Genomic DNA, 16617 nt, shown 5'->3' with positions numbered 1-16617 from the left:
TCATTATGGACAGCACCACCACCATTCGCGCTCTCGCCGCTCTGGCCCAGGAACATCGCCTCGCCGCATTTCGCTTGCTGGTGCAGGCGGGGGAGGCGGGGCTGCCGGCAGGTGCCATTGCCGAAGCGGTAGGCGCGCCGGCCTCTTCCATGAGCTTCCATCTCGCGCAACTCACCCATGCCGGCCTTATCCGTCAAAAGCGGCAGAGCCGTTCGCTGATTTACAGCGCGGACTATGCCGCGATGGGCGGGTTGATGGCCTATCTCACCGAAAATTGCTGCGGCGGGCAAAGCTGCGCGCCTGCGGCATCCTGCGAAACCCCAAACAAGACAGAAAGGAATGCTGCATGAAAAGGCTGCATGTACATGTCGGCGTCGACAATCTGGACCAGTCGGTCGCCTTCTACTCCGCGCTCTTTGGCACTGAACCCAGCGTTGCCAAGTCCGATTATGCCAAATGGATGTTGGAGGACCCCCGCGTGAACTTCGCCATTTCCCGCAAGGAAGGCGCGGCCAAGGGTGTCGAGCATCTGGGCATTCAGGTCGAGGACGGGGCGGAACTCGCCGATGTCTATGGCCGGTTGAAAAAGGCGGGCGGTCCGGTGCTGGAAGAAGGCGCAACGACCTGCTGCTACGCCAAATCGGAAAAAAGCTGGATTGCCGATCCCGACGGCGTGGTGTGGGAGGCATTCCTGACGCAGGGCGCGTCCACCGTCTATGGCGACAGCCCCGATTTCGACCAGCTCACCGGCGACAATGCCGCCGCCACCGCCTGCTGCGCACCCAAGGTCGAGGCGGCACCAAAGGGATGCTGCTGAACCATGGCGGAGCGCGTCTATAATGTGCTGTTCCTGTGCACCGGCAATTCGGCGCGCTCGATCCTCGCCGAATCTTTGCTGAACCATGACGGGGCAGGCCGCTTCCGGGCGTTCAGCGCGGGCAGCTTTCCCAAGGGGAAGGTGCATCCGATGGCATTGGAGGTCCTCGAAAGCCTCGGCTTTCCCCATGAAGGATATCGTTCGAAAAGCTGGGACGAGTTTTCAGGCCCGGACGCTCCGCACATCGATTTCATTTTTACCGTCTGCGACAATGCCGCGGGGGAAACCTGTCCCATCTGGCCGGGACATCCGATGACCGCGCATTGGGGCATTGAAGATCCCGCTGCGGTGGAGGGCGACGGACAAAGAGAAGCCTTTGTGCAGGCGCTGCGCTTTTTGCGACGCCGGATCGAGCTGTTTCTGGCTTTGCCGCTCGCATCCATCGATAATCTGGCATTGAAGGCAAAGCTTGCCCAGATTGGCCGGGAAGAGGGTGCGACAGCACAGGTGACCGCGTGACGGCGGCGTTGCGGCGGTCTGTTTCCGCTGAAGCTTTGGGTTCTTTCCTGCTGTTCGCGACCGTGGTCGGTTCCGGTATCATGGCCGAGCGGCTGTCCGGCGGCAATGTCGCGGTCGCGCTTCTCGGCAACAGCGTGGCAACCGGCGCGATGCTATATGTGCTGATCACCATGTTCGGGCCGTTGTCGGGGGCGCATTTCAACCCCGCCGTCACACTGGTCATGTGGTTGCGCAAGGAATTACAGGCGAAGGCGGCACTGGCCTATATGGTGGCGCAAATAGCAGGCGGCATATCCGGCGTCTGGGCGACGCATCTGATGTTCGATGAGGCTATCCTGCAATTTTCCGGCAAAAGCCGCACCGGTCTGGGGCAATGGACAGGCGAGTTTATTGCGACCTTCGGGTTGGTCCTGACCATATTGGGAACGCTGCGCACCCGCCCGCAGGCCGTACCCGTCAGCGTCGCGCTCTACATTACCGCCGCCTATTGGTTCACATCCTCCACCAGCTTCGCCAACCCCGCTATCACCGTGGCGCGGAGCCTGAGCAACAGTTTTGCCGGTATTGCGCCTGCCGATGTTGCGCCGTTCATTGCCGCGCAATTGCTGGGGGCGGTGGTTGCCCTTGCTATCGCGCGGCAGATGATGGAGCCTTCCGATTTGGAACAGTGACCATTTTGTGTTTTGACCTCAATTGACGTCGGCGAAAGTCCGTGCAATCTCTTGTTCCGGGAAGAGGAGATATGCATGGCTGCAAAAGCTGACAAAAGCGCCGATAAAAAGACGGGCGCGAAAAAGGCCAAGAAGGGCGCACCTTTTAGCGGGATGGCAGGGGCATTTGATGCCGCCAATGATGCGACGATGGCGCTCGGGCCTCTGGCCGGTCTGGCGCGGGAAGATTTTATCGGCGCAATCGGCCTGATGCTCCGCCAGACAGCGACCAACCCCGACAAGGCGTTCAAGGCCGCCGGGAATTTCAGCGAGGATGTAGTCAAGATCATGACCGGCCAGTCCGATCTGGCCCCAGATCCCAAGGACAAGCGTTTCATGGACCCGGCATGGCGGTTCAACCCCTTTTTCAAGGCGGGCGCGCAATATTATCTGGCGGTGCAGAAAGGCGTCAAAAGCTATATCGAGGATCTGGAACTGGACGCGCTGGAACGTGACCGCGCGAACTTCATTTCGCAGATCATCATTGACGCGCTGTCGCCGACAAACAGCCTGATCGGCAATCCGACCGCGCAGAAGCGGCTGGTGGATTCAGGCGGCCTCAGCCTCGTGAAGGGGCTGAAAAACGCCTATAACGACATGGTTCACAACGACATGATGGTGAGCCAGGTCAACAAAAAGCCCTTCAAACTGGGCGAAAATGTCGCGACGGCCAAGGGTTCGGTGGTCTATCGTGACGAACGGTTCGAACTGATCCAGTACGCGCCGACCACCGACAAGGTCTATGCGATCCCGCAACTGACCATTCCGCCGCAAATCAACAAAATGTATATCAACGACCTCAGCCCTGAAAAGTCGGTGATCAAGTGGCAGACGGACCACGGGATCCAGCCCTTCATGATATCCTGGCGCAATCCAACGGACGACATGGGCGTCTGGGGTATGAACGAATATATTGAAAGCTGCATCAAGGCGCTGGACGTAGTGTGCGACATTACCGGCATCGACAAGGTCAACGTGTCGGGCGGCTGTTCGGGCGGGCAGACCATGTCGGTCCTGCTGTCGAAGCTTGCATCAATGGGCGATACACGCGCCAACGCGATCACGATGATGGTCTGCGTGCTGGAGCCGAAGCCCGGCGATACCGAAGCATCGTCGCTGGTGTCGCACAACGGCATCGCGCTTGCGCGTCAGCGTGCAGCGAAAAAGGGTGTGATCGAAGGATCGAGCCTGGCACGCGGCTTTGCCTGGCTGCGGCCCAATGACCTGATCTGGAACTATGTCATTAACAATTATCTGCTGGGTGAAGATCCGCCTGCATTTGACATCCTGTTCTGGAATGCCGACGCGACCAACCTGTCGTCCAGCCTGATGGGCGATTTCCTCGAACTGTTCGAGGCGAATGCCTATGCGCAGCCGGGGACGTTCGACGTGGCGGGACATACGCTCGACCTGACCAAGGTTACGGGCGACATGTTCATTCTGGGCGGGACGACCGACCATATTACGCCCTGGCGCGCCTGCTATCGTTCGACGCAATTGTTCGGATCGAAAAATGTCGAATTCATCCTGAGCCAGGCCGGTCATATGCAGGCCATTTTGAACCCGCCGGGCAATCCCAAGGCGAAATATTGGAAGCACAGCAAGGGCAAGACCCCTGCCGATGTGGGCGAATGGATGAAGGGGACCGAGGAAGTCGCCGGAAGCTGGTGGCCCTATTGGATGGAATGGCTGCATGCGCGATCCGGCAAGGAAGTCGCGGTACCGGCGACGCTGGGAAGCAAGGCCTATCCGCCGATGGAAGCGGCGCCGGGATTATATGTGCTGGAATAATCCGGCCCCTGTGTGATACGATTGGTCGGATTTTTCAATCGGTTGACCCTTTTGGGTTGATCGGTTCAACGCGTTTTCCAATATACGTGAGGTATTGCGCAACAGACACAGGAAATCTACGCGCGCTGATCCACACGTGCACATGGGGATGGCATGCACTCGATTGCTGAAACAGTAAAACCGATCCGGAATAACGCATTTTTCGGATACAGCATTGCCGTTGCCGCATTTGCAACGGCACTGCTTTTGCGTTTTGTGCTGCAGGAGGTGTTGCCGCCCGGCTTTCCCTATCTCACCTTTTTTCCGGCAGTCATTCTGACGGCCTTCATTGCCGGGACGCGCCCAGGAATCCTGTGTGCGGCCCTGTCGGGCATTGCCGCCTGGTATTATTTCATCCCGCCCTTCGGCGCGTTCGGAATGGACATTCCGACCGCCTTTGCGCTCGGTTTCTACACCTTCATCGTCGGGGTCGACATTGCGCTGTTCCATTTCATGTTCAAGGCGGCGGACCAGCTCCGGTCGGAACGGGAGGTGACTGCACAGCTTTATGAACGGCAGCGCACGATGTTTCAGGAACTGCAGCACCGCGTCGCGAATAACATGAGCGTCGTTGCCGCATTGCTGAACATGCAGAAACGCAAGGTCATCGCCGATCCGGCAACCGCATCATCCGCGCTGGACGAGGCCGCGAGCCGCATCGGCATCATGTCGAGCATCCATCGCCGCCTTTATGATCCGGCATCGGCGGAACTGCCGATCCGGCAATATTTTGACGACCTCGGCACCGATCTGCTGCGCGCCGCGAAGAAACAGGCCAATGTCCAGTTTTCCGTCGACACGGCGGCGGTCAAGCTGGACATGGACCGGTTGATGACGCTTTCGCTGTTGGTGAGCGAGCTGATGACCAACAGCCTGAAGCACGGATTTGCCGGTCGTCCGGGTGGCAATATCTGGCTATCGCTGCATCCTGTCGAGGGTGAAAAGCTGGAACTTATCATCCGCGACGACGGCCATGGACTGCCCGCCGACTTTGATCCGCTGAGCAGCAATGGCCTTGGCACGTTGATCACACAGGCCCTGTCGCAGCAACTGAACGGCACATTGCATATCGAAGGGCAGGGCGGCACCACCGCCCGTCTGCTTTTCCCGCGTTGAGGCAGGCGGATTACAAATATCCTTGCACAGCCTAACCGTTCGGTTAAACCATAGGGCAGCGACCCGTATATAAGGGCAGGGGAACGATTATGGCACAGGGCCGCGAACCAGTTTACAGCATGGAAACCGTTGACGGACGCACATTGCGCGTTGCCGTGTGGCGGGCAACCAAAGGTTCGGGCAAGCTTCCCATCCTGTTTTTCAACGGCATTGGTGCGAATATCGAGGCGATGGCGCCGATGGCGGAGCTGATCGATGACCGCGACTTCATCACGTATGACATGCCCGGCATCGGCGGTTCGCCGGACCCTGTGGTGCCCTATAATGCCATATTGATGGCGCGCATTGCCGATCTTTTGCTCGACCGGTTTGAAATGCCGCTGGTGGATGTCATGGGCGTCAGCTGGGGCGGGGCGATGGCCCAGCAATTTGCGCTGCAGAACAATGCGCGCGTGAACAAGCTGATCCTGGTGGCGACCAGCGCGGGCATGCTGATGGTCCCCGGCAATCCGGCGGCCCTTGTAAAAATGGCCGATCCGCGCCGCTATATCGACCCCGAATTCATGGCCAAGCATTTCAAGACGCTGTACGGCGGGATGGTCGGAAACAAGGCCGAGCATATCAACCGGCTGAAACCGCCGTCCAAGACGGGCTATTTCTACCAGTTGCTGGCGATGATGGGCTGGACCAGCGCACCGTTCCTGCCGTTCCTGAAAACGCAGACCCTGATCATGATGGGCGGCGACGACCAGATCGTGCCGCTGGCTAACGGCAAGTTCCTCGATTTCCTGATTCCGAACAGCGAATTGTTCGTGATCGAAGATGGCGGCCACCTGTTTCTGCTGAGCCATGCACAGGAGAGCATCGCGGCCATCGTCGAATTCCTAGATCGCCCCGCCGCAGAGGCGCGGCAGGCGGCCTGACAAAGGTTTGCGAACGACAGGCTGTGGTATTTGAGTCACAGCCAGCGGTGTAAATGCACGGAAATTCGTAATTTTCTTGGTGTGATTTGTTAAGTTCCTCTATCTAGAGAGGACCTCGGGCCCGAGCCTGAAGTTTATCTCCCCCAAGCGGTTTGACCGCAAAAAGTCTACAGAGGAACATCATGAAATCGATTCATATGCTGCTTGTCAGCACTGCCGTGCTTGTCGCGCCGGCAACGTCTGCGTTCGCCCAGGATGGCGAAGTACAGGCCGAACAAGCGACCGAAGATGCCTATTCCGATAATGAAATCATCGTAACCGCCACACGCCGCGACCAGGCCGCACAGGATGTGCCGCTGTCGGTGAGCGTTGTTGGCGGTGAACAGCTTGCCAATGCCGGTGTCGTCGACATTCGCGGCATCCAGCAGCTTGCCCCGTCGCTGAAAACCACGACCGGCCAGTCGTCGGCAACCGGCGCGGTCCTGTCGATCCGCGGTATCGGTACCGCAGGCGATAACCCCGGTTTTGAACCCGCTGTGGGCGTGTTCATCGACGGTGTATTCCGTTCGCGCGCTGGTGTGGCGCTCGCCGAACTGCCCCCGATCGAGCGCGTCGAAGTGCTGCGCGGACCGCAGGGCACGCTGTTTGGCCGTAACACCTCGGCAGGTGCGCTGAACATCACCACGCAAAAGCCGAAGTTCGAACTGGGCGGCTATGTCGAGGCAAGCTACGGCAATCTGGACGAGATCGAAGTCAAGGCCGGCGTTACCGGACCTGTTTCGGAACAGCTCGCCCTGCGCCTCGACGGCGGTTACCACAAACGCGACGGCTATATTGTCGATGTGAACAGCGACAACCGCATCAACAATATCGACCGTTACTTCGTTCGCGGTCAGGCCCTGTTTGAAAATGACACGGTCAGCTTCCGCTTCATCGGTGACTTTGCCAAGACGGACGAAGTCTGCTGCGGCGCCGTCAACACCTTGAGCGGACTCCAGCTTTTCCCCGGTATCGATACCAGCAGCAACTCGGCGCTCGCGCTTGTTGCGACCAATATCATCAACGGCTTTGCCGGCGTTCCCGCTCTGGGTGGCACCGCAGGCACCGTCGGCATTCCCGCCTATAGCCGCGGCAGCCGCACCATGGCCGTTTCGCCGGGCCGCAATCTGGCCGAAAAGGTCAGCGAATGGGGCCTTTCGGGCGAACTGAACTGGGATCTGGGCGGCGCAACGCTGACCTCGATCACCGCCTATCGCGATTGGGACGCGCGGCGTAACCAGGACATCGATTTTTCGGGTCTGGACCGTGCCTATCGTGAAAATTACCGCACCGGCATAAAGGATTTCACACAGGAAATCCGCTTGCAGGGCACCGCATTCAATGACCGCGTCGACTGGCTTGTCGGCGGTTTCTACCTGAATGAAAAGCTGACGCTGAACGACACCGTGCGTTTCGGCAATCAGGCAGACCAATATGTCGACGGCGTGATCCGTGAACTGACCCGCAGCGCAGCCCTGCCGAGTGGTCTGCAGTTGTTCGGCACCCTTGGCCCGGCAACGCCCTTGTTCGGTCAGGTTGCGCTTGCGACCAACCCGACACTGGCTGCGGCGGCCGCTGGTAATCCTGCCCTGTTCGCACTGTTCAACAGCCCGCTACCCCGCACGCCAAATGGCGCCGGTCAGCAGAATGATGCGTATAAGGTCGACACCGAAGCTTACGCCCTGTTCACGCACAACATCATCAATTTCACCGACAATCTGTCGCTGACATTGGGTCTGCGTTACAACCATGAAACCAAGGATATCGCCAGCGACCTGACCTCGACGGTTCCGGCCTGCGCGTTCTTCCAGAATCCGGCAACGGCACCTTATCGTGCGGCATTGCAGGCCGCAGGACTGCTGAATTCGGCGTTCCTTCTGACCTGCAACCCCACGGTGAACAGCGAATTCAACGGCGTCCGTTCGGATGACCGTTCGGAAAGCGAATTCACCGGAACCGCGCGTCTGTCGTTCAAGGTGAATGACGATGTGCTGGTCTATGGTGGTTATGATCGCGGCTATAAATCGGGTGGTTACAACCTCGACCGTGGCAGCTTCGATTCCGTCCTGCTCGGCGGTGACGGTGCGCAGATGACCGACCTGGAATTTGGCAATGAAACGGTGGATGCCTATGAATTTGGCATCAAGACCAACTTCACCCGCCAGTTCCAGTTCAACGCGTCGCTCTTCTATTCGAACTTCAAGGGCTATCAGTCCAACCGGTTCCTCGGAAACAGCTTCGTCGTGCTGAACTATGACAAGCTGGTGTCGAAGGGCGTCGAGCTCGAAAGCATCATCCGTCCGCATCCCGACCTCGCGTTCAACCTCGGCTACACCTATGTGGATGCCAAGGTAACCGACCCGCTGGCGGGTGCCGACAATGGCCGTCAGGCATCGAACCAGCCCAAGCACACCATCACTGGCGCCATGACCTGGACGCCGCAGATCAGTGAAGGTGTCGGCGGCCTGTTCCATGTCGACTACCGCGTCAACAGCGATGCGTTCCCGCTGAACGATCCTTTGGGTCGCCGCTTTACCGCCAATGACGGCTTCGGAATTGTGAACCTACGCGCGGGCGTCAATTTCGGCGACGGCAAGTACAGCATCGAAGGCTATGTCGAAAATCTGTTCGACACCTATTACAACATCACGGCATTCCCGATCCCGGAACAAGGAAACAGCTTTGCCGTTTATCCTGCACCTCCCCGCTTTTACGGCGTGAAGGTCGGAGCCAAATTCTAAGCACGCGTAGAATTGAAACCGTAGGGCCGGGACGTATATCGCGTTCCGGCCCTTTTCTTTTGCGCGGAGGACGTTAGCCTGCCGAATCGAGGGTAGGGAGAAGCCCATGCGGCATATCGCGATTATCGGTTCTGGTCCGGCAGGTTATTATTCTGCCGAGGCTGCGCAGAAAAAATTCGGGGAGGATGTACGGGTCGATATTATCGACCGTCTGCCGGTACCCTTTGGCCTGATCCGCTTCGGCGTTGCGCCGGACCACCAATCGATCAAGGCTGTGTCAGGCCGCTATGAAAAGGTGGCCCTGTCCGAAAATGTCCGCTTTGTCGGCAATGTGACCGTGGGCAAGGATGTCAGCGTCGATGAATTGCAGGACCTTTACGATGCCGTCGTACTGGCAACCGGCGCACCCGATGACCGGAAACTCGATATTCCCGGCGGTGATTTGCCGGGCGTCTTTGGCAGCGCGGCCTTTGTTGGCTGGTATAATGGCCATCCCGACTTTGCCGACCTTGAACCACCACTGGATGGCAAGCATGTTGCCATCATCGGTAACGGCAATGTGGCGCTGGATGTGGCGCGTATCCTGTCGAAAACCCGCGCCGAATTTGGCGGGTCCGATATTGTGAGCCACGCGCTCGATGTGCTGGAAGTATCGGCGACGGAGGAAATCACCATATTGGGTCGTCGTGGCCCGCACCAGATTGCGATGACGCCCAAGGAACTGGGCGAACTCGCCCATCTCGACCGGGCGACGCCGCGTGTCGATCTTCAGGATCTGCCCGATACAGGCGAAGATGCCCTGCTGGAGCCGGGAATGCGCAAGTCGGTGACCCATTTGCGCGAATTTGCAGCCATTCCCGAAGCCTATCGGGCCGACAAGCAGATCAGCATCAACTTCGACTTTTTTGCCGCACCGGTGCGGATTGAAGGCGACGGCAAGGTCGAGCGGATCATTGTCGAACGCACAAAACTGGATGACCAGTTGCGCAGTGTGGGTACGGGCGAAACCTATGAGATTGCCTGTTCGATGGTGATCAGCTGCATCGGGTACCAGACCCCGTCGATCGAAGGTGTGCCTTATGAACATGGACGCGGGCGCTTTGCCAATGTGGACGGGCGGATTTTACCGGGACTTTATTGCGTCGGCTGGGCACGGCGTGGTCCCACCGGGACCATCGGCACCAACAGGCCGGATGGTTACACTGTCATAGATGCCGTGGCCGAAGATATCGGGGAAGGGGCCGGTAAAGCCGGACGGCCCGGACTGGACGCGTTGCTGGACAAGCGCGGCGTGCAAGTCGTGAAGTTCAGCGACTGGAAAAAGATCGAGGAAGCCGAAATCGCCCGCGCCCGCGAAGGTGCGCCGCGTGAGAAATTCGTGCGGATCGAAGACATGATTGCGGCCGGTGGATAATTTCCATTTTGTCATCATAATCACATCAAAGCACCGCTAAGGCCTTCCTGTGATCGAAGAGAAGGCTTTTATGATTCAACATATTGGTATCATTACCGGCGTTGATGCCGAGGCGGCAGCGCTGTTCCCGGGGCAAAGCAAGGATTCAGAACCCCTGCACGGATTTCTGGTCCGGCAGGTGGAATATGCGGGCAAGAATATCGCCATCACCTGCAGCGGCATCGGAAAGGTCAACGCGGCCATGGCGGCGATGATGCTGGTCGAACATTATAATGTCCAGATGCTGCTGGTCGTCGGCACGGCGGGAAAGCTATCGGATATCGACGGGGATTGTTTCCAGATTACCGAAGCGGTGCAGGGGGATTATGGCGCGTCCCGGCATGACCATTTCGCGCATTACAGCGCGGGTGCCTGGCCGATTGGAGAGGAGCATATCGAACCGTTCCGGGCGATGCCAACGCCGGATATCGGCTTGCCAAAGGTGCGGATCATTACCGGCGACTGCTTTGTCGAAAATGCCGATCATGGCCGCCGGCTGCATCAGGCGCTGGGCGGGGATATCATCGATATGGAAACAGCGGCCGTGGCGCAGGCTGCGGCGCGGATGAACCTGCCCTGGGCCGCGATCAAGGCGACGACCGACAATGCCGATGGATCAAGCAGCGGCGATTTCCAGAGCAATCTGAAACGCGGTGCCAAGCGGGCTGCCGAGGCCGCCGAACGGATGATTGCGCTGATTGGGGCCTAAATCAGCAGGCCCACCGCATGGATGACGATCCCGGCCATACCGCCCACCAATGTTCCGTTGATACGGATGAACTGGAGATCGCTGCCCACGGCATTTTCAACGCGGTCGGTGATGGTTGAGGCGTCCCAGCCCTTGATAGTGTCGGACACAAGCGCAACGATGTTGTCGCCATAATTTTCGGTCGTGCCGACAATGGCGCGGCGTGCAAAGCGGTTGATCTGGTGCTTCAGTCGTGCATCCTCCTGCAAGGTGCCACCCAGTTTGATCAGCGCGTCGCCGAAACTGCCCGCAAGTGCGGCATCGGGATTGCGCGCCGCCTTCAGCAAGCCGCTGCGTCCCTGATCCCATAGGCTGTTGATCCATTTGCTCATCGCCGGATTTTCCAGCAACTGGCCTTTCCAGTGGTTGACCTTTGCCTGCAATTCCTTGTCATGGCGCAGGTCGTGCGCGAGGCTTGCCAAGCCCTCTTCGCCCTTTTCACGCAAGGGATGGTCAGGGTCCTGCGCCATATCGTGCAGCAATTTGTTGAGGCCGTTGACGATCGCATTGGCCAACCGGTCGTCCAGGCCCGTCCAGCGCATGATGGTGTTCGCCCGTTCTTCGACCATTTCGCGGATAAGATGCTCATTGGCCTCAAGCGTCTTGGATGCCCATTTGATGATGCCATCCAGAACCGGGATATGCCGTCTTTCGCGGATCATCGCGGTCAGTAACTGGCCGAGCAGCGGGGCAATGTCGAGCTTGTCGAGCTGTTTGCGGATCGCGCCCTTGGCAACGCCGCCAAGCCGTTCGTCATCCAGTGCCGCGATGATGTCGCCCATCAGGCGCGATGCACCCATGCGCATACGGCCTTCGCCGCCCGCCGGAGCGCTCAGGAATTTGCCCATGGCGCCGGCTACATCCATGCGCTGAACGCGGCGCGCGACCACTCTGGTGGTCAGGAAGTTGGACCGCAGAAAGCTTGCAAGCGTGCGGCCGAGCCGTTCCTTGTTGTTTGGAATGATTGCGGTGTGCGGGATGGGGATGCCAAGCGGATGGCGGAAAAGCGCGGTGACAGCGAACCAGTCGGCAAGGCCGCCGACCATACCCGCCTCGGCAAAGGCGCGCAAAAAGCCCCAATGGCCCTGATAGCGGGTTTCCATATAATTGCCCGCAACGAACAGCACGACCATGAACAGCAGCAGTGCGGTCGCAATGATCCGCATCTGCCGCAGTTCGGCTTCACGCTCCGCATAGCGCGCCTTTTCGGATTGCCCCAGTTGATTGGCTGACTTCACATCAACGCCTTAGACGAAGGCAGGCCGTGCTGCAAAGGCTCGCTTACTCGGCAGGTTGCAAACCGCCAAGATCACCCTTGTCCTTGCCTTGCTTCTTGCCAGTGGTAGCCGGAGTGACCGGCTTTTCACCGTGCTTTTCGGGATCATAGGTCAACAGGCGGGTGCGCAGCCAGGGACCGACACGCTTTTCAAACCCGTCGGCCAGGCTGAAACCTGCCGGAACGATCAGCAGCGTCAGCAGTGTGGAAACGATCAGGCCACCGATAACCACCGTGCCCATCGGCGCGCGCCACTGGCCATCGCCGCCCAGCGAAAGGGCGGTTGGCACCATCCCTGCAGTCATGGCGACCGTGGTCATTACGATCGGCTGGGCACGCTTGTGACCGGCCTCCATAATCGCCTGGAATTTGGGCACGCCGCGCGCCATTTCCTCGATCGCAAAGTCGATCAGCAGAATGGAGTTCTTTGCAACGATACCGAACAACATCAAAATGCCAATAAACACCGGCATCGAAATTGGCTGCTGGGCAATTGCCAATGCCAACATCCCGCCAAGCGGGGCGAGCAGCAGGGAGCCCATGTTGACAAGGGGCGACATGAACCTGTGGTACAACAGAACCAATACCGCAAACACCAGCAGGGTTCCGGAAATCAGAGCGGTCGTGAAGTCGCGCTGCATTTCCTCTTCCCATTCCTGGCTGCCAAAGGGTGCGCGTGATACGCCCGTCGGCAGATTCTTCATGATGGGCAGATTGTTGATTTTTGCATCGGCCATCGACGACACGATTCCCGGTGCGAAGTCTGCGCCGATGAAGATACGGAAATTCTGGTTGCGCCGCTGGATCGACGTCGGCCCGGCGCCAAAGCTGATATCCGCGACACGCGACAGGGGCACCGATCCGCCATTGGCCAGAGGCACGGGCAGGTTGCGGATAACGTCCAGACTTTCGCGCGATTCCTTGGCGAGCATTACCCGGATTGGGATCTGACGGTCGGACAACGAGAATTTCGCGCTGTTCTGGTCAATGTCACCCAAGGTGGCAATGCGGATCGTCTGGCTGAGCGCGACGGTCGACACACCCAATTGCGCCGCCAGATCGGTGCGCGGCCTGATCAACAGTTCGGGACGCTGCAAATCAGCCGAGATACGTGGGGCACGCAGTTCAGGCAGCGTCTTCATCTGCTCGACCAATATCGCCGCCGTCTCATCCAGCTTTTTGGGGTCGGAACCCGAAAGCATGACCGAGACATCACGCCCCGATCCACCACCACCCGGGCCGTTGGCCTGGAATGTGACGCGGGCGTCTGCAATTTTGGTGAGTTGCGGGGTCAGGTCTTCCTCAAATTCCTGGCTGGTACGTTCCCGGTCCTTGTGCAGCGTGATGAACATGCTGGCACTGCCTTCACGCACACTTTGCAGCGCGGTTTTGACTTCGGGCTGGGCTTCAATGATCGTCGCTGCCTCATTGGCGACTTCACGTGTACGTTCGAGCGTGGTGCCCGGAACCATCTCGATCCGGATGCGGCTGAAATCTAAATCACCGTCGGGGAAGAACTGCTTGGGTAAAACAACCAGCAAGGCGACGGTTGCGACCAGCGATAGCGCCCCGATACCCATCATCCAGCGCCGGTGGCCAAGCGACCAGCGGAGGATTTTCATATATTTTTCTATCCAGGCGCTTTCGCCATGTTCGGCCATGCCGCCCGATTTGAGGAAATAAGCCGCGATCATCGGCGTGATCATTCGCGCAACCGCAAGGCTCATCAGCACTGATGCAACAACGGTAAGGCCGAAATTCTTGAAGAATTGCCCCGCAACGCCGGGCATCAGGCCAACCGGCAGAAACACGGCCACGATCGAAAAGGTTGTCGCAACCACTGCCAGGCCGATTTCGTCAGCGGCATCTATCGACGCCTGATAGGCAGATTTGCCCATGCGCATGTGCCGGACGATATTTTCGATTTCCACGATCGCGTCATCGACCAGAACACCTGCCACCAGGCCCAGTGCCAGCAATGTGAAACTATTGAGCGTGAAGCCCATCAGGTCGAGGAACCAGAAGGTCGGAATAGCGGACAGCGGGATCGCAATGGCCGAAATGACCGTGGCGCGCCAGTCGCGCAGGAACAGGAACACGACGACGATGGCGAGCAAGGCACCTTCGATCATTGCCGCCATCGAGCTCTTATACTGTGCCTTGGTGTAATCCACGCTGTTGAACAAGATGGTGAACTTGACGCCGGGATTCTCCTTTTCGATTTGCTCGATCTGTTTCATCGCTTCATCGAAAACGGTCACGTCGGACGCGCCTTTTGCGCGGGACATGCCGAAGGTCACGACCTGCTTTCCGCCCTCAAACGCCATGGAGCGTTGCTCGCTGAAACCGTCTGTGACTTCCGCAACGTCCGCCAATTTGATGTTACGTCCGCCGCCAAGGCTGATCTGGGCCTGGCTCAGCGCATAGGCATCCGCCGCATTGCCCAGCACGCGGACGGATTGGCGCGATCCGGCGATTTGCGATTGGCCACCCGAGGCATTCACATTCTGCTGACGCAAAACGCTATTAATCTGGCTGGCTGTAACGCCAAGCGATTGCATCTTGGCGGGGTCAAGTATGACGCGGATTTCGCGGTTTACACCGCCATTGCGGCTGACCGATGCCATGCCTTCCACCGCCAGAAGCCGGCGGGAAACCGTATCGTCCACAAACCAGCTCAGCTGTTCGAGCGTCATGTCGCTCGCTTCTACAGCGAAATAGGCAATGGGGTCGTTGGACGTTGCGACCTTGAAAATCTGGGGTTCCAGAATGCCGTCGGGCAAATCGCTGCGGATCTGGTCGACGGCATTTTTGACCTCGCTGACCGCGGCATTGATATCGTCACCGATTTCAAATTCGGCGCTGACCGTGGTGCTTCCCTCGCTGGCGGATGAATCAATGTTGCGCACGCCCTGCACACTGCGGATCGCGGATTCGACCTTTTGCGTAATTTGCGTGGTGATTTCGGACGGCGCGGCACCGGGCTGCGAAATGGACACCACCACGACCGGGAATTCAATGTCCGGGTCATTTTGCACGTCCATATTCCGGAACGCCATGATGCCCGCCAGCGTGAGCGCAAGAAACAATACAATCGGAACCACCGGATTACGGATGGACCATGCGGAAATATTACTGAAATTCATGGGCGAGGGTCCCGATTGTATAATGGAATTATTGTTTTTTCAGAAGCTTGGGGTTGACCGTTTCATCCGGATTGAGGAACCCGCCGGCGTACAGGACGACGCGCTCGGTTCCATCCAGGCCGCTGGCGATAATCAGGCCATTTGCCGTCGTGTCACCAACCTTCACAGGCCGCTGCTTCACCTTGTTGTCCTTTCCGACAATGTAGACAAAGCTGCCTTCACGGCCTGTCTGCACTGCGGATTCGGGCAGAACGGGTGCCGACATCGATCCCGCCTTGATCTCGACCGAGGCAAAACCGCCTGGACGCAAGGCCTTGTCAAAGGGCAGGGAGATGCGGGCGATACCCTGACGATTCTGGGTGTTGATCATCGGTGCGACTTGCCAGATGGTGCCGTTGAAAACCCGGTCGGTGCCGACGGGCGTCACACTCGCCGGTACGCCTTCGCTCACGAGCGCCAGGTCATTTTCGCTCAACTGCGCCTGCAACTCCATCTGCCCGTCCTGGGCAAGGCGGAACAGGACGCCGCTTCCTGCCGAAACAGTCTGGCCGGTTTCCACATTGCGTTCGAGCACATAGCCCGAAACAGGCGCACGAATATCCAACCGTGCATTGCGGGCACGGGTTTCACCCAATTGTGCCGTGGCTACATTGACGCGGGCGCGGGCAGCATCGCGAGTCGCCGTCTTGCGATCCACATCCGCTTTGGAAATAAAGCCGCGATCCACCAGTTGAAGTGCGCGGTCCAGTTCGTTCTGCGCCAAAAGCAAGTCAGCGCGGGCGACACCAATTTGTGCCTCAAGTGCGGCAGCCTGCTGCACCTGCACCGACCGGTCGACCGAAACGAGAACCTGGCCACGCTGGACCCAGTCACCTGCATCGACGAACACGCGCGTCACCTGGCCACCTTCACCGACAACGCCGACCGGAATTTCACGGCGGGCGGCCAATGTGCCGGTAGCGTTGATCGCGCGGACGACTGTGTCACGACCCGGCGCAACGACCGTAACCGTCTGCGCCTGCGCATTTTCCGCATCGTCCGCGGGTGCGGCAGTGCCGCTACCGCCCATGAAATAATAGGCGGCACCGATGACAACCAAAATGGCCACGACGATCAAGGCGATGGTAATCCGCCGACGACTTGTGTTTTCGCGCTCTGCGAGTACCCCGCCGTCCAACGTTCCGGTCATTGTAGTTTCGTAATTCATATCGGCTTTCCAAATTTGATCGCGGGGCAATGCTATACAGTGCCAGCAGTTTTGCAGAACTGTATTACCCTAATAAGTCACCGCCTGCAAGG

General features: G+C 58.7%; 13 protein-coding genes. 10 read left to right on the top strand and 3 right to left on the bottom strand.

Annotated elements, in window-relative coordinates:
- The first annotated feature begins 5 nt into the window (after positions 1–5).
- From FOM92_RS06720 to FOM92_RS06675, 10 genes are all read left to right on the top strand, one after another.
- Complete coding sequence (locus FOM92_RS06720; protein WP_143775983.1) at positions 6–350, top strand: ArsR/SmtB family transcription factor; 345 nt, start codon at positions 6–8, stop codon at positions 348–350.
- Positions 347–817, top strand: a complete 471-nt coding sequence (locus FOM92_RS06715; RefSeq protein ID WP_143775982.1) for an ArsI/CadI family heavy metal resistance metalloenzyme — start codon at positions 347–349, stop codon at positions 815–817. The genes FOM92_RS06720 and FOM92_RS06715 overlap by 4 nt, the downstream gene beginning before the upstream one ends.
- 3 nt (positions 818–820) lie before the next feature.
- On the top strand, positions 821–1336 hold the full coding sequence (locus tag FOM92_RS06710; RefSeq protein WP_143775981.1) for an arsenate reductase ArsC: 516 nt from the start codon (positions 821–823) through the stop codon (positions 1334–1336).
- Positions 1333–2007: an aquaporin gene (locus FOM92_RS06705; protein ID WP_246087177.1), complete on the top strand. Its 675-nt coding sequence runs from the start codon at positions 1333–1335 to the stop codon at positions 2005–2007. The genes FOM92_RS06710 and FOM92_RS06705 overlap by 4 nt, the downstream gene beginning before the upstream one ends.
- Before the next feature lie 75 nt (positions 2008–2082).
- Positions 2083–3837 (top strand): PHA/PHB synthase family protein, encoded by a 1755-nt coding sequence (locus FOM92_RS06700; RefSeq protein WP_246087176.1) that lies wholly within the window; start codon positions 2083–2085, stop codon positions 3835–3837.
- Positions 3838–3990: 153 nt separating this feature from the next.
- Entirely contained in the window at positions 3991–4992 is a 1002-nt protein-coding gene (locus tag FOM92_RS06695; protein ID WP_143775980.1) for a sensor histidine kinase, read from the top strand.
- A gap of 89 nt (positions 4993–5081) precedes the next feature.
- Positions 5082–5915: an alpha/beta fold hydrolase gene (locus FOM92_RS06690; RefSeq protein ID WP_246087175.1), complete on the top strand. Its 834-nt coding sequence runs from the start codon at positions 5082–5084 to the stop codon at positions 5913–5915.
- Between the two features lie 182 nt (positions 5916–6097).
- A complete protein-coding gene (locus FOM92_RS06685) occupies positions 6098–8695 on the top strand; it encodes a TonB-dependent receptor (protein ID WP_143775979.1) in 2598 nt (865 codons plus the stop codon).
- 106 nt (positions 8696–8801) lie between these two features.
- Positions 8802–10109, top strand: a complete 1308-nt coding sequence (locus tag FOM92_RS06680) for an FAD-dependent oxidoreductase (RefSeq protein ID WP_143775978.1) — start codon at positions 8802–8804, stop codon at positions 10107–10109.
- 70 nt (positions 10110–10179) lie between these two features.
- On the top strand, positions 10180–10857 hold the full coding sequence (locus FOM92_RS06675) for a 5'-methylthioadenosine/S-adenosylhomocysteine nucleosidase family protein (RefSeq protein ID WP_143775977.1): 678 nt from the start codon (positions 10180–10182) through the stop codon (positions 10855–10857).
- Here the strand turns inward: FOM92_RS06675 and FOM92_RS06670 are convergent.
- The 3 genes from FOM92_RS06670 to FOM92_RS06660 all read right to left on the bottom strand — a co-directional run bounded on the left by FOM92_RS06670 (position 10854) and on the right by FOM92_RS06660 (position 16525).
- Positions 10854–12062: a DUF445 domain-containing protein gene (locus FOM92_RS06670; protein ID WP_143776356.1), complete on the bottom strand. Its 1209-nt coding sequence runs from the start codon at positions 12060–12062 to the stop codon at positions 10854–10856. The genes FOM92_RS06675 and FOM92_RS06670 overlap by 4 nt on opposite strands.
- Positions 12063–12177: 115 nt before the next feature.
- Positions 12178–15318 carry an efflux RND transporter permease subunit gene (locus tag FOM92_RS06665; protein WP_143775976.1) on the bottom strand — a complete coding sequence of 1047 codons (3141 nt, stop codon included), beginning with the start codon at positions 15316–15318 and terminating at the stop codon, positions 12178–12180.
- Positions 15319–15346: 28 nt separating this feature from the next.
- Positions 15347–16525 (bottom strand): efflux RND transporter periplasmic adaptor subunit, encoded by a 1179-nt coding sequence (locus tag FOM92_RS06660; protein WP_143775975.1) that lies wholly within the window; start codon positions 16523–16525, stop codon positions 15347–15349.
- Positions 16526–16617 lie beyond the last annotated feature (92 nt).

Source organism: Sphingorhabdus contaminans (assembly GCF_007280415.1).
In the GTDB taxonomy this organism is placed as follows: Bacteria; Pseudomonadota; Alphaproteobacteria; order Sphingomonadales; family Sphingomonadaceae; genus Sphingorhabdus_B; species Sphingorhabdus_B contaminans.
This window is presented reverse-complemented; position numbering and strand designations above follow the sequence as displayed.